This window comes from Achromobacter anxifer, from assembly GCF_903652925.1.
GTDB lineage: Bacteria > Pseudomonadota > Gammaproteobacteria > Burkholderiales > Burkholderiaceae_B > Achromobacter > Achromobacter anxifer.
The window spans coordinates 132139-154897 of the sequence record NZ_CAHLAR010000003.1; the positions used below are offsets into that span (position 1 = coordinate 132139).

A 22759-nucleotide genomic window follows, 5' to 3' on the forward strand; every position below is an offset into this window, starting at 1 on the left:
CCATGACCGACTACGCCCGACTCGACGCCTGGATCGACGCCCACTTTGACGAGGAAGTCCGCTTCCTGCAGGAGCTGGTGCGCGTGCCAACGGACACGCCGCCCGGCAACAACGCCCCTCATGCCGAACGCACGGCCGAACTGCTGCGAGGCTATGGCCTGGAGGCCGAGGCCCATCCAGTGCCCGCGCAGGAAGTCCGGGACTACGGACTGCAATCCATCACCAACCTGATCGTGCGCCGCGAATACGGCGCGGGCGGCCCGCGCGTGGCGCTCAACGCCCACGGCGACGTGGTGCCGCCGGGCGAAGGCTGGCAGCACGATCCCTACGGCGGCGAAATCGACGACGGCAGCCTGTATGGCCGCGCCGCCGCCGTCAGCAAGAGCGACTTCGCCAGCTACACCTTCGCCCTGCGCGCGCTGGAGGCCGTGGCCCGGCCCAGCCGCGGCGCGGTCGAACTGCACTTCACCTATGACGAGGAATTCGGCGGCCTGCTGGGCCCCGGCTGGCTGCTGTCGCAAGGACTGACCAAGCCCGACCTGCTGATCGCCGCGGGCTTCAGCTACGAAGTCGTGACCGCCCACAATGGCTGCCTGCAGATGAAAGTGACAGTGCACGGCAAGATGGCGCATGCCGCCATCCCCAGCAGTGGCATGGACGCGCTGCAAGGCGCGGTCGCGATCCTCAATGCGCTGTATGCGCAGAACGCGCGCTACCGGGAAATCAGGTCCGAAGTCCCCGGCATCAGCCACCCCTACCTGAACGTCGGCCGCATCGAAGGCGGCACCAACACCAACGTGGTGCCCGGCAAGGTCACGTTCAAGCTGGACCGGCGCATGATTCCCGAGGAAAACGCCGCCGAGGTCGAGGCCGGCATCCGCCACATCATCCAGGAAACCGCCGCGTCCTTGCCCGGCATCAGCGTGGGCATCAAGCGCCTGCTGCTGGCCAATTCCATGCGCCCGCTGCCGGGCAGCCAGCCGCTGGTCGAGGCCATCCAGAAACACGGAAAGGAATTGTTCGGCGAACCGATAGCCGCCATGGGCACGCCGCTGTACACCGACGTGCGTTTGTACGCCGAAGCCGGCATCCCCGGCGTGATCTACGGCGCGGGGCCGCGCACCGTGCTGGAATCGCACGCCAAGCGCAACGATGAACGCGTGGTGCTGGAAGACCTGCGGCGCGCCACCAAGGTCATCGCCCGCACGCTGGCCGACCTGCTGGCTGCCGCCTAGCGCGGCGGCCGGCAGGGCCGGCCCGCCGCGTTAAGCCAGCTTCATCACCCGGCGCCAGAACAGGACCACCACCAGCACGAAGACGGCCAGGCCGAGGAACGAGGCAGTCTGGGCGAAGTCCTCGCCGACCAGCGCCAGCGGGGCCTCGCTGCCGGCCGCGCCGATGATGGCGGCCAACAGCACGCCGACCAGGCTTTCGCCCACGATCAGGCCCGAGGCGATCAGCACGCCGCGGCGGTTGGCCGCGTCCGCGAACTGCTCATAGGGCTTGCCGGCGGCGGCCGCGCGGCGGCGCAAGGCGCGTTCGAGCAGCCAGGCCAGCACGGCGCCGACCACGATGGGCGTCGCCACGGTAGGCGGCAGATAGATGCCGATGCCCACCGCCAGCACCGGGATGCGCGCCACGCGGTAGGTGCGCTTCATGATCTCGTCCACCACGATCAGGCCCACGCCGACCGCCATGCCGATAAGGATCATGGTCCAGTTGAGCTGGTGCGTGAAAATGCCGCGCGCGATCGCCAGCATCAGCGTCGCCTGCGGCGCCGACAGGGCCTGCGCCGCATCCATGCCCTCGCGCGGCATGGCGTCGGCGAAACCGTAGGCGTTGTAGAGCAGTTCCAGCACCGGCGAGATCACCATCGCGCCGCCCACGCAACCAATCAGCAGGGCCACCTGCTGGCGCCATGGCGTCGCACCCACCAGCCAGCCGGTCTTGAGATCCTGCAGGTTGTCGTTGGCGATGGAGGCCACCGCCACCACCGCCGAGGTGCTGAAGATCGACAGCGCGATCGCCATCTGCACCCCGTTCTGCGCGTCCAGCAATTCGCCGCCCAGCGCCAGCATCAGCAGCGACACCAACACGATGGCAACGATGCCCACGCCCGAGATCGGGCTGGTCGACGTGCCAACCAGGCCCGCCATATAGCCGCAGGCCGCGGCCACCAGGAAGCCGAAGACGAAGGCGAACAGCACCGAGTAGGCCACCAGCTTCCAGATGCCGGCTGGCGACACCGGCGCGCCCGATAGAAACACCTGGAAGGTAGCGACCAGGATCGCCACCAGCACCAGCGTCACCACCGAGATCCAGCCGGCCGACAGGTCGCGCTCGGTGCGCGGCGCGCGTCCGGCGCGCGCCGCGCCCGCCTTGGTCAGCGCCGCGAACGACGCCTTGACGCCGCGGACCATGGGCATGAACAGCGTGGCCAGCGTCCAGATGGCGCCCACGCCGATCACGCCGGCGCCGATGAAGCGCACCTGCGACGACCACAAGCCGGTGGCGTACTTCGCCAGCGACATGCCGGCGGGCACGTCGCCCATGGCGCTGAGGATGGGCACGGCGATGCCCCAGGAGATGATCAGCCCGGTCAGCATGGCCAGGCCGGCGACGATGCCGATCAGGTAGCCCGCGCCCAGCAGCGCCAGCGAAAAGCCCATGGGCAGCCGGAACACCGCCCCGCCCAGCTCGAACCAGCGGCTGACGTTATCGCCCAGCACCCGCAAACCGCCGGCCGCGAAGCTGACCACGGCGGCGAGCACGCCGCCGGTCACGATGTCGCCCATGCCGGTCTCGGTCTTGGCGGGCGTGCGGCCGTCGTCCGCGGCCTCGTCCTGGGCGCGCTCGGCGCTGCCGACCCTCAGGATTTCCGCGGCCGCCACACCTTCCGGATACGGCAGGTCGCTCTGCACCACCATGACGTGACGCAGCGGAATGGTGAACATCACGCCCAGCATGCCGCCCGCCGCGCAGATGCCCAGCGTCTGCCAGAACGGAAAGCCCTGCCAGTGGCCCATCATGACCAGGGCCGGCAGGATGAAGATGATGGCCGACAGCGTTCCGGCCGCGGAGGCCTGGGTCTGCACCATATTGTTTTCGAGGATGTTCGCGTCCTTGAACAGGCGCAGGACGGACATCGAGATCACCGCCGCCGGAATGGCGGACGAGAACGTCAGGCCGACTTTCAGGCCCAGGAAGACGTTGGAGGCCGTGAAGATCACGGTGATGATTGCGCCCAGGAGGATGCCGCGGAACGTAAGTTCGGGCAACGTGACCTCTGCCGGGACGCTGATGGGTTGGGTCATTGCAGTAATTCCTATCATGCCAGCCGCGAATTCTAGCGCCTTCGCGTCCACCCAGCGGTCACCGTCCCTGGGACGCCCGTCAGGCACATCCTCGGCAGAAGCTGCCGCAGGTAGCAAAACCTGCAAAAGATTATGCTGAATTTTCGGGATTTCCCCCAAAATTTTGATTACCCATGCCTGGGGCTAGGGTCTAGCATGGACGTCAAACCAGGAGACGACAAGACCATGCGCGACGCCAGTTCCGCCCGCCCCGGGCAAGATACCCAGCACGATCTCGACCCCGCCGAAACCGCCGAATGGCGTGATGCGCTGGCGTCGCTGGTACAGGCGGAAGGCGCCGAGCGCGCGGGCTACGTGCTGGACAATCTGCTGGGCCATGCCGCCTCCTTGGGCCTGCGCGCCAACAGCCAGACCCGCACCGCCTACCTCAACACCATCCCCGCCGACCAGGAGCCGGCCTTTCCCGGCAACCTGGCGGTGGAAGAGCGCATCGCCCGCATCAACCGCTGGAACGCGCTGGCCATGGTGGTACGCGCCAACCAGGCGCACGGCGAGCTGGGCGGCCACATTGCCAGCTACGCCTCGGCGGCCGACCTGTTCGAGGTGGGCTTCAACCACTTCTTCCGCGCCAGCACCCAGGACGGTCCGGGCGACCTGGTCTACATGCAGCCGCACTCGGCGCCCGGCGTGTACGCCCGCGCCTACCTGGAAGGATTCCTGAGCGAAGAAGACCTGGCGCATTTCCGCCAGGAGATCACGGCCTCCGCGCGCGGCCTGCGCGGGCTGTCGTCATATCCACACCCGTGGCTGATGCCGGACTTCTGGCAGTTCCCCACCGGCTCGATGGGCATCGGCCCCATCAACGCCATCTACCAGGCGCGCTTCATGCGCTACCTGGAGCACCGTTCGCTCATGCCCGGCGGCGACCGCAAGGTCTGGGGCATCTTCGGCGACGGCGAGATGGACGAACCCGAATCGATCGCCGCGCTCACGCTGGCCGCGCGCGAGAAACTCGACAACCTGGTGTTCGTGGTCAATTGCAACCTGCAACGGCTGGACGGCCCGGTGCGCGGCAATGGCCGCATCATCGACGAGCTGGAAACCCTGTACGCAGGGGCCGGCTGGAACGTCATCAAGCTGGTCTGGGGCAGCGACTGGGACGCGCTCTTGCGGCGCGACACCAATGGCGCGCTGGCGCGCGCCTTCGCCAACACCGTCGACGGGCAGTTCCAGACCTTCGCCGCCAACGACGGCGCCTTCAACCGCGCCCACTTCTTCAACCAGAATCCCGAACTGGCCGCGCTGGTGGCCGACTGGAGCGACGAGGCCATCGACCGCCTGCACCGCGGCGGCCATGACATGGTGAAGATCCATGCGGCCTACCACCGCGCCGCTCAACATCGCGGCCAGCCCACGGTGATCCTGGCGCAGACCAAGAAGGGTTTCGGCATGGGCTCGGCCGGCCAGGGCAAGATGACCACGCACCAGCAGAAGAAGCTGGACGACGAAGCGCTGCTGGCCTTCCGCGACCGCTTCGCGCTGCCGATCTCGGATGCCGATTGCCTGGCGCTGAAGTTCTACCGCCCCGCCGAGGACAGCGTCGAGCTGCGTCACCTGCAGGCGCGCCGCGCCGCGTTGGGCGGCCACATTCCCCGCCGCAACATGGAAGCGCCGCGCCTGGCGCCGCCGGACGCCGAACACTGGGCGCGCTTCGCGCTGGCCGCCGACGGCAAGGAGATGTCGTCCACCATGGCCATCGTGCGCATGCTGACCGCCCTGCTCAAGGACGGCACGGTGGGACCGCGCATCGTGCCCATCGTGGCTGACGAGGCCCGCACCTTCGGCATGGCCAACCTGTTTCGCCAGATCGGCATCTATTCGGCGCAAGGCCAGCTCTACGAGCCCGAGGACATCGGCTCGGTGCTGTATTACCGCGAGGCCCGCGACGGCCAGATCCTGGAAGAAGGCATCACCGAGGCCGGCGCGATCTCGTCGTGGACCGCCGCGGGCACCAGCTACTCGGTCAACGGCCTGCCGATGCTGCCCTTCTATATCTATTACTCGATGTTCGGGTTCCAGCGCATCGGCGACCTGATCTGGGCCGCCGCCGACCAGCGCACGCGCGGCTTCCTGGTCGGAGCCACTTCCGGGCGCACCACCCTGGGCGGCGAAGGCCTGCAGCACCAGGACGGATCCAGCCACATCATCGCGGCGGCCGTGCCCAACTGCCGCGCCTACGACCCGGCCTATGCCTTCGAGGTCGCCGTCATCGTCGAACACGGCATGCGCCGCATGCTGGACGAACAGCGCGACGAGTTCTTCTACCTGACCGTCACCAACGAAAACCTGGCGCAGCCGGACATGCCGCCCGGCGAGGAGGTACGCGAGGGCATCCTGCGCGGCATGTACCGCCTGCGTCCGTCCCGCGGGCAGGCCCAGGTGCGCCTCTTGGGCGCCGGCCCAATGCTGCGCGAGGCCGAACTGGCGGCGCAGCGGTTGCAGGCCGATTACGGCGTGGACGCCGAGGTCTGGAGCGTCACCAGCTACTCGGAACTGGCCCGCACTGGTCGCGAAGCCGAACGCGCGCGGGTGCTGGGGCTGGAGGCCGGCGTCGACTGGGTCCGCGCCTGCCTGGGCGCCAGCAACGCCCCGGTGGTCGCCGCCAGCGACTATGTGCGCGCCGTGCCCGAACAGATCCGCGCCTGGGTGCCCGCGCCCTACCGCACGCTGGGCACCGACGGCTTCGGCCGCAGCGACACCCGCGCCCAGCTGCGCGACTTCTTCGAAGTCAGCGCGGACTGGATCATGCTGTACGCGCTGGACAGCCTGGACCGCCAGGAAGACGCCCGGGCACTGCGCGCCCGCCTGAACGCCGGCGCGCGTCAGACGCCTCCCTGGGAACTGTAGGATGGGTGCAGCGCGGGAAGGCAGGGTCAAGAACGCGCGTTGGACGCCGCGGGCTTTTCATCGGAAATCTCGCGCGTCATCCATCCTGCGCCTTCAAAATCGTCCATTCGCTGCACCGCAACAACCAAGCACCCGCGCTTTCTGTTGAAATACGGGTGTTCCCAAGCATTTCCCAGAGAATACGGCGGGCCGCGAGCCCGCTTTTTGCACTCCGCTTTCTTTTCCAGTTTTCCTTTCCAGCTTTCCTTTCCATTTAGCGCCCGCAAGGCCTGTATCCCATGGACGAAACTCTCACCAAAATGGCGTTGGACTACCACGCCTACCCCACTCCCGGCAAAATCTCGGTCACCCCGACCAAGACCCTGGCCAACCAGGACGACCTGTCCCTGGCCTACTCCCCCGGCGTGGCGGCCGCCTGCATGGCCATCTTCGACCAGGGCGACGACGCGGCCTCGAAGTACACCTCGCGCGGCAACCTGGTGGGCGTGATCACCAACGGCACCGCCGTGCTGGGCCTGGGTAACATCGGCCCGCTGGCCGCCAAGCCCGTGATGGAAGGCAAGGGCTGCCTGTTCAAGAAGTTCGCCGGCATCGACGTGTTCGACATCGAACTGGCCGAGAACGATCCGGACAAGCTGGTCGACATCATCGCGGCGCTGGAGCCCACGCTGGGCGGCGTCAACCTCGAGGACATCAAGGCGCCCGAGTGCTTCTACATCGAGAAGAAGCTGCGCGAACGCATGAAGATCCCCGTCTTTCATGACGACCAGCACGGCACCGCCATCATTTCGTCGGCCGCCATCCTGAACGGCCTGAAGGTCGTGGGCAAGGACATCGGCAAGGTCAAGCTGGCCTGCTCCGGCGCCGGCGCCGCCGCCATCGCCTGCCTGGACCTGCTGGTCCACCTGGGCGTCAAGCGCGAAAACATCTACGTGGTGGACTCACGCGGCGTGATCTGGGAAGGCCGCGACGAGAACATGGAGGCCAACAAGAAGCGCTACGCGCAGAAGACCGACGCGCGCACGCTGGCCGACGTGGTCAACGGCGCCGACGTGTTCCTGGGCTGCTCGACCGCCGGCGTGCTGACCGCCGACATGGTCAAGACGATGGCCGCCAGCCCGCTGATCCTGGCGCTGGCCAACCCGGAACCCGAAATCCGTCCCGAAGTGGCCAAGGCCGCCCGCCCGGACTGCATCATCGCCACCGGCCGTTCGGACTACCCGAATCAGGTCAACAACGTGCTGTGCTTCCCCTTCATCTTCCGCGGCGCCATGGACGCCGGCGCCTCGCGCATCACGGAAGAAATGAAGCTGGCTTGCGTCAAGGCCATTGCCGACCTGGCGCAGGCCGAGCAGAACGACGAAGTGGCCCGCGCCTACGCCGGCCAGGAGTTGTCGTTCGGCCCGGATTACATCATTCCGAAGCCCTTCGACCCGCGCCTGATCGTCCAGATCGCCCCCGCCGTGGCGCAGGCCGCCGCCGACTCCGGCGTGGCTGCCCGCCCCATCGAGGACATCGAAGCCTACCGCCAGAAGCTGATGGGCTTCGTGTACCACTCGGGCCAGCTGATGCGTCCGCTGTTCGCCCAGGCCAAGAAGGCGCCCAAGCGCGTCATCTACGCCGACGGCGAAGACGAGCGCGTGCTGCGCGCGGTGCAGACCGTGGCCGATGAAAAACTGGCATTCCCGATCCTGATCGGCCGCCCGTCCGTCATCGAAATGCGCATCAAGAAGTTCGGCCTGCGTCTGGCTGCCGGCAAGGACTTCGAGATCGTCGATCCCGAAGACGACAGCCGCTTCAACGAAACCTGGAACGCGTACTACCAGCTCAAGGGCCGCGAAGGCGTGACGCCGGCCATCGCCAAGGCGATGATCCGCAAGCACAACACGCTCATCGGCGCGATGCTGCTGCGCCGTGGCGACGCCGACGCCCTGCTCTGCGGCGTGGCCAGCAAGTACGACAACCAGCTCAAGTACATTGATGAAATCATCGGCAAGAAGGAAGGCCAGACCTACGCCGCCCTGAACGTGCTGATGCTGCCCGACCAGACGCTGTTCGTCACCGACACCCACGTCAACGAAAACCCGACGGCCGAGGAAGTCGCCAGCATCACCATCCAGGCCGCGGACGAAATGCTGCGCTTTGGCGTGGTGCCCAAGATCGCCCTGCTGTCGCACTCCAACTTCGGTAGCCGCGTCACGGACTCGTCGCGCAAGATGGCCGCCGCGCGCCAGATGGTGCAGGACCGCGCGCCCGACCTGGAAGTCGACGGCGAAATGCACGCCGACGCCGCCCTGTCGGAAAAGATCCGCGTCCAGGCCTACCCGGACAGCACGCTCAAGGGCCGCGCCAACCTGCTCGTCATGCCCACGCTGGACACCGGCAACATCACGTACAACATGCTGAAGATGACCGGCAGCAATGGCGTCGCGATGGGTCCGATCCTGCTGGGCGCGGCGCGCCCGGTGCACATCCTGACCACCAGCGCCACCGTGCGCCGCATCGTCAACATGACGGCGCTGGCCGTGGTGGACGCGCAGCAGGAAGCCGCCGAAGCCGCCAAGAAGCGCCGTTGATGATCTACGGCCTCTAAGGCAAAGGGCGCCCCGCGGGGCGCCCTTTTTCATTGCGCGATGTCATCGCCGCCACGATAGCCCGCGCGCACGGGCTGATGGTAAAAACCAGGTTCAACCTTGTTTCTGGAGTCCCCATGCTGGCCGACGCCTTGTATGCCTGGTTTCACTACCTGGCCATTTTCCTGCTCGTGGTGGTCCTCACCGCGGAAGCCGTGCTGCTGCGGCCCGACCTCACCGTCAACGGGCTCAAGCGCCTGGTCATCTATGACCGCCTCTATGCGCTGAGCGCCGTGGTGGTGCTGATCACCGGCGTGCTGCGGCTGACGCTGGGCGCCAAGGGCGCCGCGTTCTACATGAGCAATCCCTGGTTCCACGCGAAGATCACGCTTTTCGTCGTCATCGGCCTCTGTTCGATCCCGCCCACGATGACGTTCCTGCGCTGGGCCAAGCAATCGCGCCAGCAGCCGGGCTTCGTGCCCGCCGCCACCGACATCAAACGGGCGCGGCGCTGGGTGATGATCGAATCGCATCTGTTCATCTTCCTGCCGCTGTTCGCCGTGCTGATGGCGCGCGGCATCGGCGCCTGATACCCGCGCCATGGGCCGCGCGACTCAACGATAGGACGCGCGGCTCAGGGGCAGGCCGCGCGGCGGACTTCTGGCTCCTCATCGCCGACGACAAAGGTGGCGAAGTGGAACACGCCCACCTCATCGTTCTTGACCACATCGACGACTTCGCCGGCCAGTGTCTGCATCACCGACATCCCCTCAGGCACGTCGGCCTGGCCATCGCGCTTGGCGGCCTGACCGTTCCAGGGGCTCAGCACCAGCACGCCGGGAAACGGTTCGCGCTCATCGCCGCGGCCGCGGCGCACTGATTTGACCTGGGTGCCGACGGCATAGCTGACACCGCCGAAGCGCGTGGGGCAGGCAAGTTCGGCATCGCTAACGCGCAACAAATGCCGCGCCTCGTCCAGGTACAGCCTGGGTTCGCTCAGGGGCAGCCCGAACACCTTGACCGCCACCGGGTCCTTGACCTCGATGCGCCAACGGTCCGGATCGCGCGCACCGTCGGTATAGACCGTGCCACTGGATTCGTAGACGATGGAGCCGGGCGCGAGCTCCAAGGTTTCGACCCGGTTGCCCGGCCCCAGCACGCACTTGCTCAGCTGCGTCATGGCGCCGTCGCGCTCCACGTCGAACTCGATGTCCTGCGTGGCCTCGCACTGCCAGCCCCGCACCGTCTGGCTGCCAGCGCCGCGCAGGATGACGCTGCGCGGGTAGCGCTCGCGCAGCGCATAGGTTTCGCTGTCGTAGTCGGTGCCCAGAAAACGCCGCACGCTCGTCGCCATGGCTCCGTACATGGCCACGGGCTGCGGAAACTCCGCCTCAATATAGGTTTCCAGTTGCCCTTCGTCCTGCAGCTTCAGGCGCGTGCCGGCGGGCATGGCAGTGCCTCCCACCGTTGTCGTTTCCTGCAGGGTGACATTGCGAGCCGCCTCGGCGCGAGCGCCCTCCCGCTCGATCTGCCAGACCACCGTCTGGACCCAGGCATAGAACGCGAACGGCACAGCCAGCACGATGAAAACCAGGGAGGAAGTCTTCCAGTACTTGCGCACCGTGCGGCGCGCGCCGCCGCTGGCGACGAGGACCACGGCCCAGGCCAGCAGCGCCAGGCCTGCAAGAAAACCCAGGGAAACGAAGATGTAAAAGCCGGCGGAAGGCAGTGCTATCGGAATCATGGCAAGGATGGTACACGCCAAACCGCCCCGCCGCGGCCGCAGGACGAGCCGACAACAAAAAACCGCCCGAAGGCGGTTTCTTGTTCAAGCCAGGCTGCGTATCAACGCTTGTCCATCGGGGGCACGTCGCGCGTGACCGAACCGGTGAACAGCTGACGCGGACGGCCGATCTTGTAATCGGGATCCGACAACATTTCGTTCCACTGGGCAATCCAGCCCACCGTGCGGGCCAGCGCGAAGATGGCCGTGAACAGCGAGGTCGGGATGCCGATGGCGCGCTGGACGATACCCGAGTAGAAGTCCACGTTCGGGTACAGCTTGCGCTGCACGAAGTACTGATCCGACAGGGCAATGCGTTCCAGTTCCATGGCCAGCTTGAACAGCGGGTCGTTTTCCAGGCCCAGGGCCGAGAGCACTTCCTTGCAGGTTTCCTGCATCAGCTTGGCGCGCGGGTCGTAGTTCTTGTAGACGCGGTGGCCAAAGCCCATCAGGCGCACGCCCGAGTTCTTGTCCTTGACCTTCTCCATGAACTCGCCGACCTTGGCGATGCCGCCGTTGGCTTGCAGTTCTTCCAGCATTTGCAGGCAAGCTTCGTTGGCGCCGCCGTGAGCCGGGCCCCACAGGCAAGCCACGCCAGCCGAGATGGCGGCGAACGGGTTGGTGCCCGACGAGCCGCACAGGCGGACGGTCGAGGTCGAAGCGTTCTGCTCGTGGTCGGCGTGCAGGATGAAGATGCGGTCGAGCGCGCGCTCGACGACTTCGTTCACCTTGTAGTCTTCGCACGGCGTGGCGAACATCATGCGCAGGAAGTTGCCCGTGTAGGACAGGTTGTTCTGCGGGTAGATGAAGGGCTGGCCTTGCGAGTACTTATAGGCCATCGCGACCAGCGTCGGCATCTTGGCGATCAGGCGGATGGCCGAGATATGGCGATGCTGCGGGTTCGTGATGTCGGTGGAGTCGTGGTAGAACGCGGACAGCGCGCCGACCAGGCCCGTCAGAACGGCCATCGGGTGCGCATCGCGGCGGAAGCCGCGCAGGAAGAAGTGCAGCTGCTCGTTCACCATCGTGTGATGGGTCACTTGCGAATCGAAATCGGCCTTCTGGTCCTTGTTGGGCAGTTCGCCGTTCAGGATCAGGTAGCAGATGTCCATGAAGTCGCAGTTCACGGCCAGCTGCTCGATGGGGTAGCCGCGGTACAGCAGTTCACCCTTGTCGCCGTCGATGTACGTGATGCCCGATTCGCAGGCGGCGGTGGACATGAAGCCGGGGTCAAACGTGAACATGCCCGTCTGGCCATACAGCTTACGGATGTCGATCACATCCGGACCAACCGTACCCTTGTAAACGGGGAACTCGATAGGGGCGCTGCCATCCGAGAAGGATAGCGTGGCTTTTTTGTCAGACAGGTTCATGTTCATTCCTCTCAATTAATCAGAGCGCGCGCATCTGGCCAATGATGCTCCGAAGCCTGGGCGTGTCCAGCGCGCCTTCAAGCTCTTTGCGGGCCAGCAGCAGATCGAGAAGGTCGTTGTCGCCCATCTCGAAAAGCTGCGTCAATGCGGCCACGTCATCATCGGTCAGTTCGCCCTCATGGGCGTCCAGATACCGGGTGATGATCAAGTCGTTTTCGAGCAAGCCGCGGCGCGCCCGCCAACGCAGACGTGCCCGCTCCAATTCAGTTAGCCTGCTCATTCTTACACCTAATAAAACGCCCCCACGCCGCACCCGCTACGCGGGCTTGCTGCCCCCCGAGGGGGCATTTTTGCCTTGGGACGGCCCGGCGGCGGAAACCCACCGCCGGAGGCAAAACGCGCTTAATTAAAACCAGACCGTATTACAACTAGACCGTACGGCGAACCATCAGTTCCTTGATCTTGCCGATCGCCTTGGTCGGGTTCAGTCCCTTGGGACAGACGTCGACGCAATTCATGATGGTGTGGCAACGGAACAGGCGGTACGGATCGTCCAGGTTGTCGAGACGGCTGCCGGTGGCTTCGTCGCGGCTGTCGGCGATGAAGCGGTAGGCTTGCAGCAGGCCGGCCGGGCCGACGAACTTGTCCGGGTTCCACCAGAACGACGGGCAGGAAGTGGAACAGCACGCGCACAGGATGCACTCGTACAGGCCATCCAGCTCTTCGCGCGCCTCGGGCGACTGCAGGCGTTCCTTTTCAGGCGGCGGCGTGTCGTTGATGAGGTACGGGCGGATCGAGTGGTACTGGTTGAAGAAGTGCGTCATGTCCACGATCAGGTCGCGGATGACGGGCAGGCCCGGCAGCGGACGCAGAACGATGGGTTCCTTCAGTTCGCGCAGGTTCGTCGTGCAAGCCAGACCGTTCTTGCCGTTGATGTTCATGGCATCCGAACCGCACACGCCTTCACGGCACGAGCGGCGCAGGGCCAGGCTGTCATCGACGTCGTTCTTGATGCGCACCAGCGCATCGAGCAGCATCTTGTCGGTCGGCTGGAGTTCGACTTCCAGCTTCTGCATGTACGGGCGCTCGTCCTTGTCCGGATCGTAGCGGTAGATTTCGAACTTGACGATTCTCTTGGTGCTCATAGTGGGCTCAATCCGGACTTAGAAGGTACGCGCCTTGGGCGGGAAGGACTCGACCGTCAGCGGCTTCATCTGCACGGGCTTGTAATCCAGGCGGCTGCCTTCGGAGTACCACAGCGTGTGCTTCAGCCAGTTTTCGTCGTCGCGCGTCGGGTGGTCGTCCAGCGCGTGCGCGCCGCGGCTTTCGGTGCGGTTGGCGGCCGACTTGATGGTGGCGCGGGCCACTTCGGTCATGTTCGCCAGTTCCAGCGCCTCGACGCGCGCGGTGTTGAACACCTTGGACTTGTCCTTGAAGTAGATGTTGTCGGCTTGCTTGGCCAGATCTTCGATCTGGGTCACGCCTTCGTTCAGCAGTTCCAGCGTGCGGAACACGCCGCAGTGGCGCTGCATCGAGAAGCGGATGGCGTTGCCGATGTCCTGGGTCTTTTCGCCCGAGGTGCGCGATTCCAGCTTGTTGACGCGGTCGAGCGAGAATTCGACGGCTTGCTGCGGCACGGGCTGGTGCGCGTGCTGGCGTTCCGGATGCGAATTGACGATGTGGTTGCCGGTGGCGCGACCGAACACGATCAGGTCCAGCAGCGAGTTGGTGCCCAGGCGGTTGGCGCCGTGCACCGACACCGCGGCGCATTCGCCGATGGCGTACAGGCCGTTGACGATCTTGTTCTCGCCGTTTTCGCGCGTCAGCACCTGGCCGTGGTAGTTGGCCGGGATGCCGCCCATCTGGTAGTGGATGGTCGGAACGACGGGGATCGGTTCCTTGATCGGATCCACGTTGCCGAACTTGATCGCGATTTCGCGGATCGAGGGCAGACGCTTGTTGATCACGTCGGCGCCCAGGTGGTCCAGCTTGAGGACCACGTAGCTGCCGTCCGGACCGCAACCGCGGCCTTCCTTGATTTCCTGGTCCATCGAGCGGGACACGAAGTCGCGCGGGGCCAGGTCCTTCAGCGTGGGCGCATAGCGCTCCATGAAGCGTTCGCCATCCTTGTTCAGCAGGATGCCGCCTTCGCCGCGCACGCCTTCCGTGATCAGCACGCCGGCGCCGGCCACGCCGGTCGGGTGGAATTGCCAGAATTCCATGTCCTGCAGCGGGATGCCCGCGCGGGCGGCCATGCCCAAGCCGTCACCGGTGTTGATGAAGGCATTGGTAGAAGCGGCCCAGATGCGGCCGGCGCCGCCGGTGGCCAGCACCGTGGTCTTGGCTTCCAGGATGTAGATTTCGCCCGTTTCCATTTCCAGGGCGGTCACGCCCACGACATCGCCCGCTTCGTTGCGCAGCAGGTCCAGCGCCATCCATTCGACGAAGAACTGGGTGCGCGCGGCGACGTTGCGCTGGTAGAGGGTGTGCAGCAGCGCGTGGCCGGTGCGGTCGGCAGCGGCACAGGCGCGCTGGACCGGCTTTTCACCGAAGTTGGCGGTGTGGCCGCCGAACGGACGCTGGTAGATGGTGCCGTCGGGGTTGCGGTCGAACGGCATGCCGAAGTGCTCGAGCTCGTACACGGCGTTCGGCGCTTCGCGGCACATGAATTCGATGGCGTCCTGGTCGCCCAGCCAGTCCGAACCCTTGACGGTGTCGTACATGTGCCAGTACCAGTTGTCTTCGCTCATGTTGCCCAGCGAGGCGCTCACGCCGCCCTGCGCCGCAACCGTGTGCGAACGCGTGGGGAACACTTTGGACAGCACCGCAACGGACAGGCCCGCTTGGGACAGTTGCAGCGAACAACGCATGCCGGCTCCACCGGCGCCAACGACCACCACATCAAACTGGCGGCGCGGCAGGGATTTCATGACAGAGACCACGGCTTAAATGCTCCAGAGGATTTGCGCGAAGTAAACGACCGAACCGACCAGCCAGAGGATCGTCAGCACTTGCAGCAGCAGGCGCACGCCCACCGACTTGACGTAGTCCATCCAGATGTCGCGCACGCCAATCCAGGCGTGCCAGGCCAGCGCAATGAATGCAAGGGTGGCCAGGATCTGGCCAACCGGAAGAACGCCCACGTAGAAGTTGAACAGCGCGGTCCAGTGTTCGTACGTGAAGGCCGGCATCATCAGGATGCCGATGAGCAGCACCAGCGTGTACACGGCCATGATGACGGCGGTGATGCGCTGGATGATGAAATCCATGACGCCGTAATGGGCGCCCACGACCAGACGCTTGGGTCCGTAGTTTTTGACGTCGGCCATTACAGCACTCCGAACAGTTTGAGAGCGAACACCAGGGTCAGCGCCAGGCTCACCCCGAAAACCACGCCGGCGCTCTTCCTGGCCGACAGCTTGTCGATGCCGATGTGCAGATCCAGCAGCAGGTAGCGGATGCCGGCACAGAAGTGATGCAGATAGCCCCAGACCAGGACCAGAAACACGAGCTTGACTATCGGGTTGCCGGCGTACGCGGCCACGGCGGCGAACGTCTGCGGCGCGGCCACGCTGGCCGCGAACAGCGGCAGGATGACCAAGGGAAGACAGAGGAACAGCAGCGCGCCGCTGACGCGGTGCAGAATGGACAGCTTGCCGGCCAGGGGCAGGCGGTAGCTGGCGAGTTGCGCAATACCAATATTGCGAAACTGCGGACGTGGCTTGGCAGCGGTGTCGGACATGACGGCCTCGGTGTTTCGGAACTAGGGAATCGTTACGACGAAAATGTCGTGGCCCTTGCGGGCAAACACGCTATTTTCGCCCAGAGATAGGGTCGGTATCAAATCGTAGGTAAAAAGCTCATCAATTCAGACTATTGCGGTAGTGGTATCGATCGGTCAAGTACAAACCCCGGCGGATTTCCATGGGGCGGTCACCATACGTATAAGACACTCGATCCACCTGCAACAACGGCGTTCCGGGGGGAACATTAAGCAGCGGACAGACCTCGGCCGGCGCGAGCACCGCGCGCAGCTTTTCGTCCGCGCGCACCATGCTCACGCCGAATTCGGATTCGAACAGGCCATAGAGCGGCGCCTTGTTGGCGCTCAGCAGCTCCAGGGTCAGTCCACGGAAAATGGAACCGGGCAGCCAGATGTCGTCCACCACGGTGGGGGCATGCCCGAGGGAAAGAAGGCGGCGGATCATGATGACGGTCTCGCCAACGCGCAGGTCCAGGGCGCGCGCGATCTCGGCGGGCGCCCTCAGGCGCCGGCATTCCAGTATGCGGCTTTCCGCCCGGCCGGCCTCGCCTTCGTCGTCGGCGGCCAGGCGCAGGAAGCGGTAGCGCACGCGCGCTTCATGGTGGGTGGCGACAAAAGTGCCCTTGCCCTGGCGGCGCAGCAGCATGTGCTCGGCGGCCAGCTCGTCGACCGCCTTGCGCACCGTGCCCTGGCTTACCTGGAAACGGGCGGCCAGATCGATTTCGCTGGGGATGAGCTCGCCGGGCTTCCATTCGCCGCGTTCCAGGCTCTGGACAAGCAGATCCTTGATTTGGCGGTAGAGCGGACTGAAAGCGGCCCCCTCGCCCGCCGGACGGGCGGCGCGAATGCGTAAGGAGGTTTCGGGCCGGGGCTCTGCCATGGATCTTTTTGATTGAGTCATGTTTATCCGGGGGAACGGGAAAGCGACACAAAGGCAGCGTACCCATCCGCAATGCGCTGCCGCCGGTCTTCTGGCTTGATACAGGCGCGCAGCCGAACCGGGCTGCGGCGCATTCGAATAAACGCTCTATTGTGGCATATCGGCCGGGAAACTGTCCAACGTCTTATGTCTTATATAAGATAGAAGAGCAATTGACGCATACGTAAATTCGATCTAGGATTCAACGCTGCCCCGGGCCCCGCGCCCGCTGTCGCGCCCGCGTTGATTTTCACGCCCAACGATTACACTGATTGGTGAGATTTTTTCTCGCCAAACCATTACGGAGAACGTCCATGTCCAAGCCTGCCTTGCGTGTCGCCGTCACCGGCGCCGCCGGCCAAATCGGTTACGCACTGCTATTCCGCATCGCCTCGGGCGAAATGCTGGGTAAAGATCAACCCGTCATCCTGCAACTGCTGGAAATCCCCGACGAGAAAGCGCAAAAGGCCCTGAAGGGCGTCATCATGGAACTGGATGACTGCGCCTTCCCGCTGCTGCAAGAAGTCACCGCCCACAGCGACCCGCGCACCGCCTTCAAGGACGCCGACGTGGCCCTGCTGGTTGGCGCCCGTCCGCGCGGCCCCGGCATGGAGCGCAAGGACCTGCTGTCCGTCAACGCCCAGATCTTCACGGCCCAGGGCAAGGCCCTGAACGACGTCGCCAGCCGCAACGTCAAGGTCCTGGTCGTGGGCAACCCGGCCAACACCAACGCCTACATTGCCATGAAGTCGGCGCCGGACCTGCCCGCCAAGAACTTCACCGCCATGCTGCGCCTGGACCACAACCGCGCCCTGTCGCAACTGTCCGCCAAGTCGGGCAAGCCGGTCGCCGCGATTGAAAAGCTGGTCGTGTGGGGCAACCACTCGCCCACGATGTACCCCGACTACCGCTTCGCCACCGTCGGCGGCGAATCGCTGTCCAAGCTGATCAACGACGACGCCTGGAACCGCGACACGTTCATCCCCACCGTGGGCAAGCGCGGCGCCGCCATCATCGAAGCCCGCGGCCTGTCCTCGGCCGCTTCGGCCGCCAACGCCGCCATCGACCACGTCCGTGACTGGGTCCTGGGCAGCAACGGCAAGTGGGTCACGATGGGCATCCCGTCGGACGGCTCCTACGGCATCCCCGAAGGCATCATCTACGGCGTGCCGGTCACGACCGAAAACGGCGAATACAAGCGCATCGAAGGCCTGGAAATCGACGCCTTCTCGCGCGAGCGCCTGGACTTCACGCTGAAAGAGCTCCTCGAAGAGCGCGACGGCGTCAAGGACCTGCTGAAGTAAGCAGCGCATGAGTAAAGAATTGGGCCCGTTTGCGCGGGCCCAATTCCTAGGCAAGACCGAAACATAAACCTGTCCCTTTGCCCCTGCGCAAAGAATTGTCGCGAAGGGGACAGATTTATTTTCCGGGCCCGCGGTAAGGTCAGGCGACAGGGCGGGAAGCATCTCGCCCCGGCCGGCAGGCCGCCAGTCCGCAATCCAGTCGTTCCATCCGGGGCTCCCTGAAAACACCCGGTCCAAATACGGAGACCACCCATGTCCAGACCCGAATCCGCCGGCGCCCTCTTCCGCCGCGCGCTCGCCGAAGAAAGCCCCCTGCAGATCATCGGCGCCATCAACGCCAACCATGCCCTGCTGGCCAAGCGCGCCGGCTACCGCGCCATCTACCTGTCCGGCGGCGGCGTCGCGGCCGGTTCGCTGGGTCTGCCCGACCTGGGCATCAACACCATGGACGACGTCCTGACCGACGTGCGCCGCATCACCGACGTCTGCGACGTGCCGCTGGTGGTGGACATCGACACCGGCTTCGGCCCTTCGGCGTTCAACATCGCCCGCAGCGTCAAGAGCCTCATCAAGTTCGGCGCCGCGGCCTGCCACATCGAGGACCAGGTCGGCGCCAAGCGCTGCGGCCACCGCCCGGGCAAGGAAATCGTCTCGACCGAGGAAATGGCCGACCGAGTCAAGGCCGCCGCCGACGCCCGCACCGACACCGATTTCTACCTGATCGCCCGCACCGACGCGATCGCCTCGCACGGCGTGGACGCCGCCATCGAGCGCGCGCTGGCCTGCGTGGAAGCGGGCGCCGACGCCATCTTCGCCGAAGCCGCCTACGACCTGCCCACCTACGACCGCTTCGTCAAGGCGGTCAAGGTGCCGGTGCTGGCCAACATCACGGAATTCGGCAAGACGCCGCTGTTCTCGGTGGAAGAGCTGAAGAGCGTGGGCGTGGGCATGGTGCTCTACCCGCTGTCGGCCTTCCGCGCCATGAACAAGGCCGCCGAAGCGGTCTACACCGCGATCCGCCGCGACGGCCACCAGAAGAACGTGGTGGACCTGATGCAGACCCGCGAGGAACTGTACGACCGCATCGGCTACCACGAGTTTGAATCCAAGCTGGACGCGCTTTTCCAGAAGGGCAAAGCGTAAAGCACGCCTGCCGGTTTCCGGCGCCGCGGCAGCCGCCCGGCGCCTTGCATGCCCACCCCATAGCAACGACCAACGCGAAAGGAAAGGAGTAGACACATGAGTACGGCTCCCAAGAAGCAAGAGGCCAAATCGGACGCCAAGCCGGAAGAAAAAGCCGGCTTCAAGCCCAAGAAGTCGGTTGCGCTGTCCGGCGTCGTCGCCGGCAACACCGCGCTGTGCACGGTCGGCCGCAGCGGCAACGACCTGCACTATCGCGGCTACGACATCCTGGATATCGCCGACGCCAGCGAATTCGAGGAAATCGCCCACTTGCTCGTCCACGGCAAGCTGCCCAACAAGGCCGAACTCAAGGCCTACAAGGAAAAGCTGCGCAGCCTGCGCGGCCTGCCCGCCCAGCTGCAAGCCGCGCTGGAAGCCCTGCCGGCCGCCAGCCACCCCATGGACGTGATGCGCACCGCCGTGTCGGTGCTGGGCTGCGTGCTGCCTGAAAAGGACGACCACAACACCCCGGGCGCGCGCGACATCGCCGACCGCCTGATGGCCAACCTGGGCTCGGCCCTGCTGTACTGGTACCACTACAGCCACAACGGCCGCATCATCGACGTGCAAACCGACGACGACAGCATCGGCGGCCACTTCCTGCACCTGCTGCACGGCGAAAAGCCGAGCGACGAGTGGGTCAAGGCCATGCACATTTCGCTGAACCTGTACGCCGAACACGAGTTCAACGCGTCCACGTTCACGGCCCGCGTCATCGCCGGCACCGGCTCGGACATGTTCTCCGCCATTTCCGGCGCCATCGGCGCACTGCGCGGCCCCAAGCACGGCGGCGCCAACGAAGTGGCCTTCGACGTGCAGAAGCGCTATGAAACGCCGGACGAGGCCGAAGCCGACATCCGCCGCCGCGTCGAAGCCAAGGAAGTTATCATCGGCTTTGGCCACCCGGTCTACACCGTCTCCGACCCGCGCAACAAGGTCATCAAGGAAGTGGCCAAGAAGCTGTCCAAGAAGGCCGGCAGCACCAAGATGTTCGACATCGCCGAACGCTTGGAAACGGTCATGTGGGACATCAAGAAGATGTTCCCCAACCTGGACTGGTTCTCGGCCGTCAGCTACCACATGATGGGAGTGCCCACCGCCATGTTCACGCCGCTGTTCGTCATCGCGCGCACGGCGGGCTGGTCGGCCCACATCATCGAGCAGCGCATCGACAACAAGATCATCCGCCCCACCGCCAACTACGTGGGCCCGGAAGACCAGAAGTTCGTGCCGCTGGAAAAGCGCAAGTAAGGCAAGGACGCGGACGAGGGCACGGCATGGCCACCTGTATTCATTTCATGGAGAGGTACCGCTATGTCTGCCCCGATCTCCAACGTCCGTCCCGAGCCCGACCAGGTCCTGGTCGATATCGCGGACTACGTCCTCAAGTATGAAATCCAGAGCGGCCTGGCGTACGAAACGGCACGCAACTGCCTGATCGACACGCTGGGCTGCGGCCTGGAAGCGCTGGAATATCCGGCGTGCAGGAAACTGCTGGGCCCCATCGTGCCCGGCACGACAGTGCCCCAGGGCGCCAAGGTGCCGGGCACGCAATTCCAGCTGGATCCCGTGCAGGCCGCGTTCAACATCGGCGCGATGATCCGCTGGCTGGACTTCAACGACACTTGGCTGGCCGCCGAATGGGGCCATCCGTCCGACAACCTGGGCGGCATCCTGGCCACCGCCGACTGGCTGTCCCGCACCGCGGTCGCCGCGGGCAAGCCGCCCCTGCTGATGCGCGACGTGCTGACCGGCATGATCAAGGCGCATGAGATCCAGGGCTGCATCGCGCTGGAAAACTCCTTCAACAAGGTCGGCCTGGACCACGTCGTGCTGGTCAAGGTGGCATCCACCGCCGTGGTGGCGCAGATGCTCGGCCTGAGCCGCGACGAAGTGATCAACGCGGTGTCGCTGGCCTGGGTCGACGGCCAGAGCCTGCGGACCTACCGCCACGCCCCCAACACCGGCAGCAGGAAGAGTTGGGCCGCGGGCGACGCCACCAGCCGCGCCGTGCGCCTGGCGCTGATCGCCAGGACCGGGGAAATGGGCTACCCGTCGGTGCTGACGGCCAAGACCTGGGGCTTCTACGACGTCTTGTTCAAGGGCCAGCCGTTTAGGTTCCAGCGCCCCTATGGCAGCTACGTGATGGAAAACGTGCTGTTCAAGATTTCATTTCCCGCGGAGTTCCACGCCCAGACCGCGGTCGAATGCGCCATGGAACTGCACGGGCAACTGAAGGCCGCGGGCAGGAGCGCCGACGACATCGCGAAAATCACGATCCGCACGCACGAGGCCTGCATCCGCATCATCGACAAGCAGGGCCCGCTGGCCAACCCGGCCGACCGCGACCACTGCATCCAGTACATGGTGGCCGTGCCGCTGCTGTTCGGCCGGCTGACGGCGGCCGACTACGAGGACGCGATCGCGCGCGACCCGCGCATCGACGCGCTGCGCGACAGGATCGTCTGCGTCGAGGATCCGGCCTACACCCGGGATTATCACGATCCCGACAAGCGCTCGATCGCCAATGCGCTGACGGTCGAATTCAAGGACGGCACGCGCCTGGACGAGGTGGTCTGCGAATACCCCATCGGCCACAAGCGCCGGCGCGCCGAAGGCATCCCGCTGCTGGAGGCCAAGTTCCGCACCAACCTGGCGCGCATGTTCCCGGCCCGCCAACAGGATCGCATCCTGGATGCGTCGCTGGAACAGAAACGGCTGGAAGCGATGCCCGTGCACGAGTACGTGGACCTGTATGTGATCTGAGCCGCAGCCCTCGCAAAGCCCCGTCCGCGGGGCTTTGCCTCATGGCCGCCCGGCAGGGTGGCGCAGCTTACAATGCGGCTTTCCTCGACTGGATCGCGCCATGGCCATGCTTTGGGTCAAGACCTTTCATATCGTCTTTATCGCTTCCTGGTTCGCCGGCCTGTTCTACCTGCCGCGCATCTTCGTGAACCTGGCGCAACAATCGGACCCCGCAGTCCAGACCACCCTGCTGGGCATGGCGCGCCGCCTGTACCGCTTCACCACCATCCTGGCCGTGATCGCGGTCGTGCTGGGCATGTGGCTGTACATGGGCTACGGCATCGGTGTCGGCCCCGGCAACGGCTGGATGCACGCCAAGCTCTTTTTCGTCGTGCTCATCATCGGCTACCATCACGCCTGTGGCTCCATGCTGCGCAAATTCGAACTGGGCAAGAACACCCGTTCGCACAAGTTCTATCGCTGGTTCAACGAAGTTCCCGTCTTGCTGCTCTTGGTGGTGGTGGCGCTGGTCGTCGTCAAACCCTTCTGATATCCCCCCTACCTTTGCACATTCGCCAGGATTCGTATGTCCGCTGATGAACAGGACCGCCCGCGCAAGACGCTGACGATCAAGAAAACGGCGCGCGACGCCCATGCCGAGGACGCCCCCAAGCGCACCCGCAGCGGCGCCCGCGCCCGTCTCGTCGCGCAGCAGGAGCGCGCCAAGGAAAACGTCGAACGCCAGAAGGATCCCGCTGCCTATCAGCGGCGCAAGGAAGAGGAAGCCCGCGGCCCGCGCGGCGCTGGCCGCGGCCAGGCCGCGCGCGGCCCCTCGGATCGCGCGGCGTCGGACCGGGTCACGTCGGACCGGGCCGCGTCAGGCCGGGCCGCGTCAG

18 protein-coding genes are annotated in these 22759 nt (G+C 65.3%); 9 read left to right on the forward strand and 9 right to left on the reverse strand.

Annotated elements, in window-relative coordinates; genetic code table 11:
• Positions 1 to 2 precede the first annotated feature (2 nt).
• A complete protein-coding gene (locus HWY37_RS09880; RefSeq protein WP_176088552.1) occupies positions 3 to 1235 on the forward strand; it encodes a M20 family metallopeptidase in 1233 nt (410 codons plus the stop codon).
• 30 nt (positions 1236 to 1265) lie between these two features.
• Here the strand turns inward: HWY37_RS09880 and HWY37_RS09885 are convergent, their stop codons facing one another.
• The gene (locus HWY37_RS09885) at positions 1266 to 3314 is read right to left on the reverse strand and encodes an OPT family oligopeptide transporter (protein WP_176088553.1); all 2049 of its coding nucleotides are present in this window, start codon (positions 3312 to 3314) and stop codon (positions 1266 to 1268) included.
• Positions 3315 to 3539: 225 nt separating this feature from the next.
• On the opposite strand from HWY37_RS09885, the gene mdeB reads away from it, so the two are divergent.
• The 3 genes from mdeB (at position 3540) to HWY37_RS09900 (ending at position 9384) form a co-directional block, all read left to right on the forward strand.
• Positions 3540 to 6221: an alpha-ketoglutarate dehydrogenase gene (mdeB, locus tag HWY37_RS09890; RefSeq protein ID WP_176088780.1), complete on the forward strand. Its 2682-nt coding sequence runs from the start codon at positions 3540 to 3542 to the stop codon at positions 6219 to 6221.
• 278 nt (positions 6222 to 6499) lie between these two features.
• Positions 6500 to 8797 (forward strand): NADP-dependent malic enzyme, encoded by a 2298-nt coding sequence (locus HWY37_RS09895; RefSeq protein WP_175206330.1) that lies wholly within the window; start codon positions 6500 to 6502, stop codon positions 8795 to 8797.
• 134 nt (positions 8798 to 8931) lie between these two features.
• Entirely contained in the window at positions 8932 to 9384 is a 453-nt protein-coding gene (locus tag HWY37_RS09900) for a DUF2214 family protein (protein ID WP_175206329.1), read from the forward strand.
• A gap of 44 nt (positions 9385 to 9428) precedes the next feature.
• On the opposite strand, the gene HWY37_RS09905 is transcribed toward HWY37_RS09900, so the two are convergent.
• The 8 genes from HWY37_RS09905 to HWY37_RS09940 form a co-directional block, all read right to left on the reverse strand.
• Entirely contained in the window at positions 9429 to 10538 is a 1110-nt protein-coding gene (locus tag HWY37_RS09905; RefSeq protein WP_176088554.1) for a hypothetical protein, read from the reverse strand.
• A gap of 101 nt (positions 10539 to 10639) precedes the next feature.
• Positions 10640 to 11950 (reverse strand): citrate synthase, encoded by a 1311-nt coding sequence (gltA, locus tag HWY37_RS09910; RefSeq protein ID WP_176088555.1) that lies wholly within the window; start codon positions 11948 to 11950, stop codon positions 10640 to 10642.
• Positions 11951 to 11969: 19 nt separating this feature from the next.
• Positions 11970 to 12230, reverse strand: a complete 261-nt coding sequence (locus HWY37_RS09915; protein ID WP_175206327.1) for a succinate dehydrogenase assembly factor 2 — start codon at positions 12228 to 12230, stop codon at positions 11970 to 11972.
• A 148-nt stretch (positions 12231 to 12378) separates the two neighbouring features.
• Entirely contained in the window at positions 12379 to 13095 is a 717-nt protein-coding gene (locus HWY37_RS09920) for a succinate dehydrogenase iron-sulfur subunit (RefSeq protein ID WP_054450743.1), read from the reverse strand.
• A gap of 18 nt (positions 13096 to 13113) precedes the next feature.
• Positions 13114 to 14880: a succinate dehydrogenase flavoprotein subunit gene (sdhA, locus tag HWY37_RS09925; RefSeq protein ID WP_272909237.1), complete on the reverse strand. Its 1767-nt coding sequence runs from the start codon at positions 14878 to 14880 to the stop codon at positions 13114 to 13116.
• A 15-nt stretch (positions 14881 to 14895) separates the two neighbouring features.
• The gene (gene sdhD, locus HWY37_RS09930) at positions 14896 to 15279 is read right to left on the reverse strand and encodes a succinate dehydrogenase, hydrophobic membrane anchor protein (protein WP_013392308.1); all 384 of its coding nucleotides are present in this window, start codon (positions 15277 to 15279) and stop codon (positions 14896 to 14898) included.
• Positions 15279 to 15692: a succinate dehydrogenase, cytochrome b556 subunit gene (gene sdhC, locus HWY37_RS09935; RefSeq protein ID WP_176088556.1), complete on the reverse strand. Its 414-nt coding sequence runs from the start codon at positions 15690 to 15692 to the stop codon at positions 15279 to 15281. The genes sdhD and sdhC overlap by 1 nt, the downstream gene beginning before the upstream one ends.
• A 121-nt stretch (positions 15693 to 15813) precedes the next feature.
• Positions 15814 to 16593 (reverse strand): GntR family transcriptional regulator, encoded by a 780-nt coding sequence (locus HWY37_RS09940; protein WP_176088557.1) that lies wholly within the window; start codon positions 16591 to 16593, stop codon positions 15814 to 15816.
• A gap of 353 nt (positions 16594 to 16946) precedes the next feature.
• Between HWY37_RS09940 and HWY37_RS09945 the strand changes: the two genes are divergently transcribed.
• The 5 genes from HWY37_RS09945 to HWY37_RS09965 all read left to right on the forward strand — a co-directional run bounded on the left by HWY37_RS09945 (position 16947) and on the right by HWY37_RS09965 (position 22413).
• Positions 16947 to 17936 carry a malate dehydrogenase gene (locus HWY37_RS09945; protein WP_088139105.1) on the forward strand — a complete coding sequence of 330 codons (990 nt, stop codon included), beginning with the start codon at positions 16947 to 16949 and terminating at the stop codon, positions 17934 to 17936.
• Between the two features lie 252 nt (positions 17937 to 18188).
• Positions 18189 to 19079, forward strand: coding sequence for a methylisocitrate lyase (gene prpB / locus HWY37_RS09950; protein WP_054450739.1), 891 nt, complete (start codon positions 18189 to 18191; stop codon positions 19077 to 19079).
• A gap of 96 nt (positions 19080 to 19175) precedes the next feature.
• Positions 19176 to 20369 carry a bifunctional 2-methylcitrate synthase/citrate synthase gene (gene prpC, locus HWY37_RS09955; protein WP_175206326.1) on the forward strand — a complete coding sequence of 398 codons (1194 nt, stop codon included), beginning with the start codon at positions 19176 to 19178 and terminating at the stop codon, positions 20367 to 20369.
• Between the two features lie 63 nt (positions 20370 to 20432).
• Entirely contained in the window at positions 20433 to 21884 is a 1452-nt protein-coding gene (locus HWY37_RS09960; RefSeq protein WP_175206325.1) for a bifunctional 2-methylcitrate dehydratase/aconitate hydratase, read from the forward strand.
• A 100-nt stretch (positions 21885 to 21984) separates the two neighbouring features.
• Complete coding sequence (locus HWY37_RS09965) at positions 21985 to 22413, forward strand: CopD family protein (protein WP_176088558.1); 429 nt, start codon at positions 21985 to 21987, stop codon at positions 22411 to 22413.
• The last annotated feature ends 346 nt before the right edge of the window (positions 22414 to 22759 follow it).

Coding starts and splice junctions, on each gene's coding strand:
- mdeB (WP_176088780.1), top strand. CDS start 3,540: ATGCGCGACGCCAGTTCCGCCCGCCCCGGGCAAGATACCCAGCACGAT.
- prpB (WP_054450739.1), top strand. CDS start 18,189: ATGTCCAGACCCGAATCCGCCGGCGCCCTCTTCCGCCGCGCGCTCGCC.
- HWY37_RS09905 (WP_176088554.1), bottom strand. CDS start 10,538: ATGATTCCGATAGCACTGCCTTCCGCCGGCTTTTACATCTTCGTTTCC.
- HWY37_RS09915 (WP_175206327.1), bottom strand. CDS start 12,230: ATGAGCAGGCTAACTGAATTGGAGCGGGCACGTCTGCGTTGGCGGGCG.
- HWY37_RS09885 (WP_176088553.1), bottom strand. CDS start 3,314: ATGACCCAACCCATCAGCGTCCCGGCAGAGGTCACGTTGCCCGAACTT.
- HWY37_RS09960 (WP_175206325.1), top strand. CDS start 20,433: ATGTCTGCCCCGATCTCCAACGTCCGTCCCGAGCCCGACCAGGTCCTG.
- HWY37_RS09900 (WP_175206329.1), top strand. CDS start 8,932: ATGCTGGCCGACGCCTTGTATGCCTGGTTTCACTACCTGGCCATTTTC.
- sdhD (WP_013392308.1), bottom strand. CDS start 15,279: ATGGCCGACGTCAAAAACTACGGACCCAAGCGTCTGGTCGTGGGCGCC.
- gltA (WP_176088555.1), bottom strand. CDS start 11,950: ATGAACCTGTCTGACAAAAAAGCCACGCTATCCTTCTCGGATGGCAGC.
- HWY37_RS09945 (WP_088139105.1), top strand. CDS start 16,947: ATGTCCAAGCCTGCCTTGCGTGTCGCCGTCACCGGCGCCGCCGGCCAA.
- prpC (WP_175206326.1), top strand. CDS start 19,176: ATGAGTACGGCTCCCAAGAAGCAAGAGGCCAAATCGGACGCCAAGCCG.
- HWY37_RS09880 (WP_176088552.1), top strand. CDS start 3: ATGACCGACTACGCCCGACTCGACGCCTGGATCGACGCCCACTTTGAC.
- HWY37_RS09920 (WP_054450743.1), bottom strand. CDS start 13,095: ATGAGCACCAAGAGAATCGTCAAGTTCGAAATCTACCGCTACGATCCG.
- HWY37_RS09895 (WP_175206330.1), top strand. CDS start 6,500: ATGGACGAAACTCTCACCAAAATGGCGTTGGACTACCACGCCTACCCC.
- HWY37_RS09940 (WP_176088557.1), bottom strand. CDS start 16,593: ATGGCAGAGCCCCGGCCCGAAACCTCCTTACGCATTCGCGCCGCCCGT.
- HWY37_RS09965 (WP_176088558.1), top strand. CDS start 21,985: ATGGCCATGCTTTGGGTCAAGACCTTTCATATCGTCTTTATCGCTTCC.
- sdhA (WP_272909237.1), bottom strand. CDS start 14,880: ATGAAATCCCTGCCGCGCCGCCAGTTTGATGTGGTGGTCGTTGGCGCC.
- sdhC (WP_176088556.1), bottom strand. CDS start 15,692: ATGTCCGACACCGCTGCCAAGCCACGTCCGCAGTTTCGCAATATTGGT.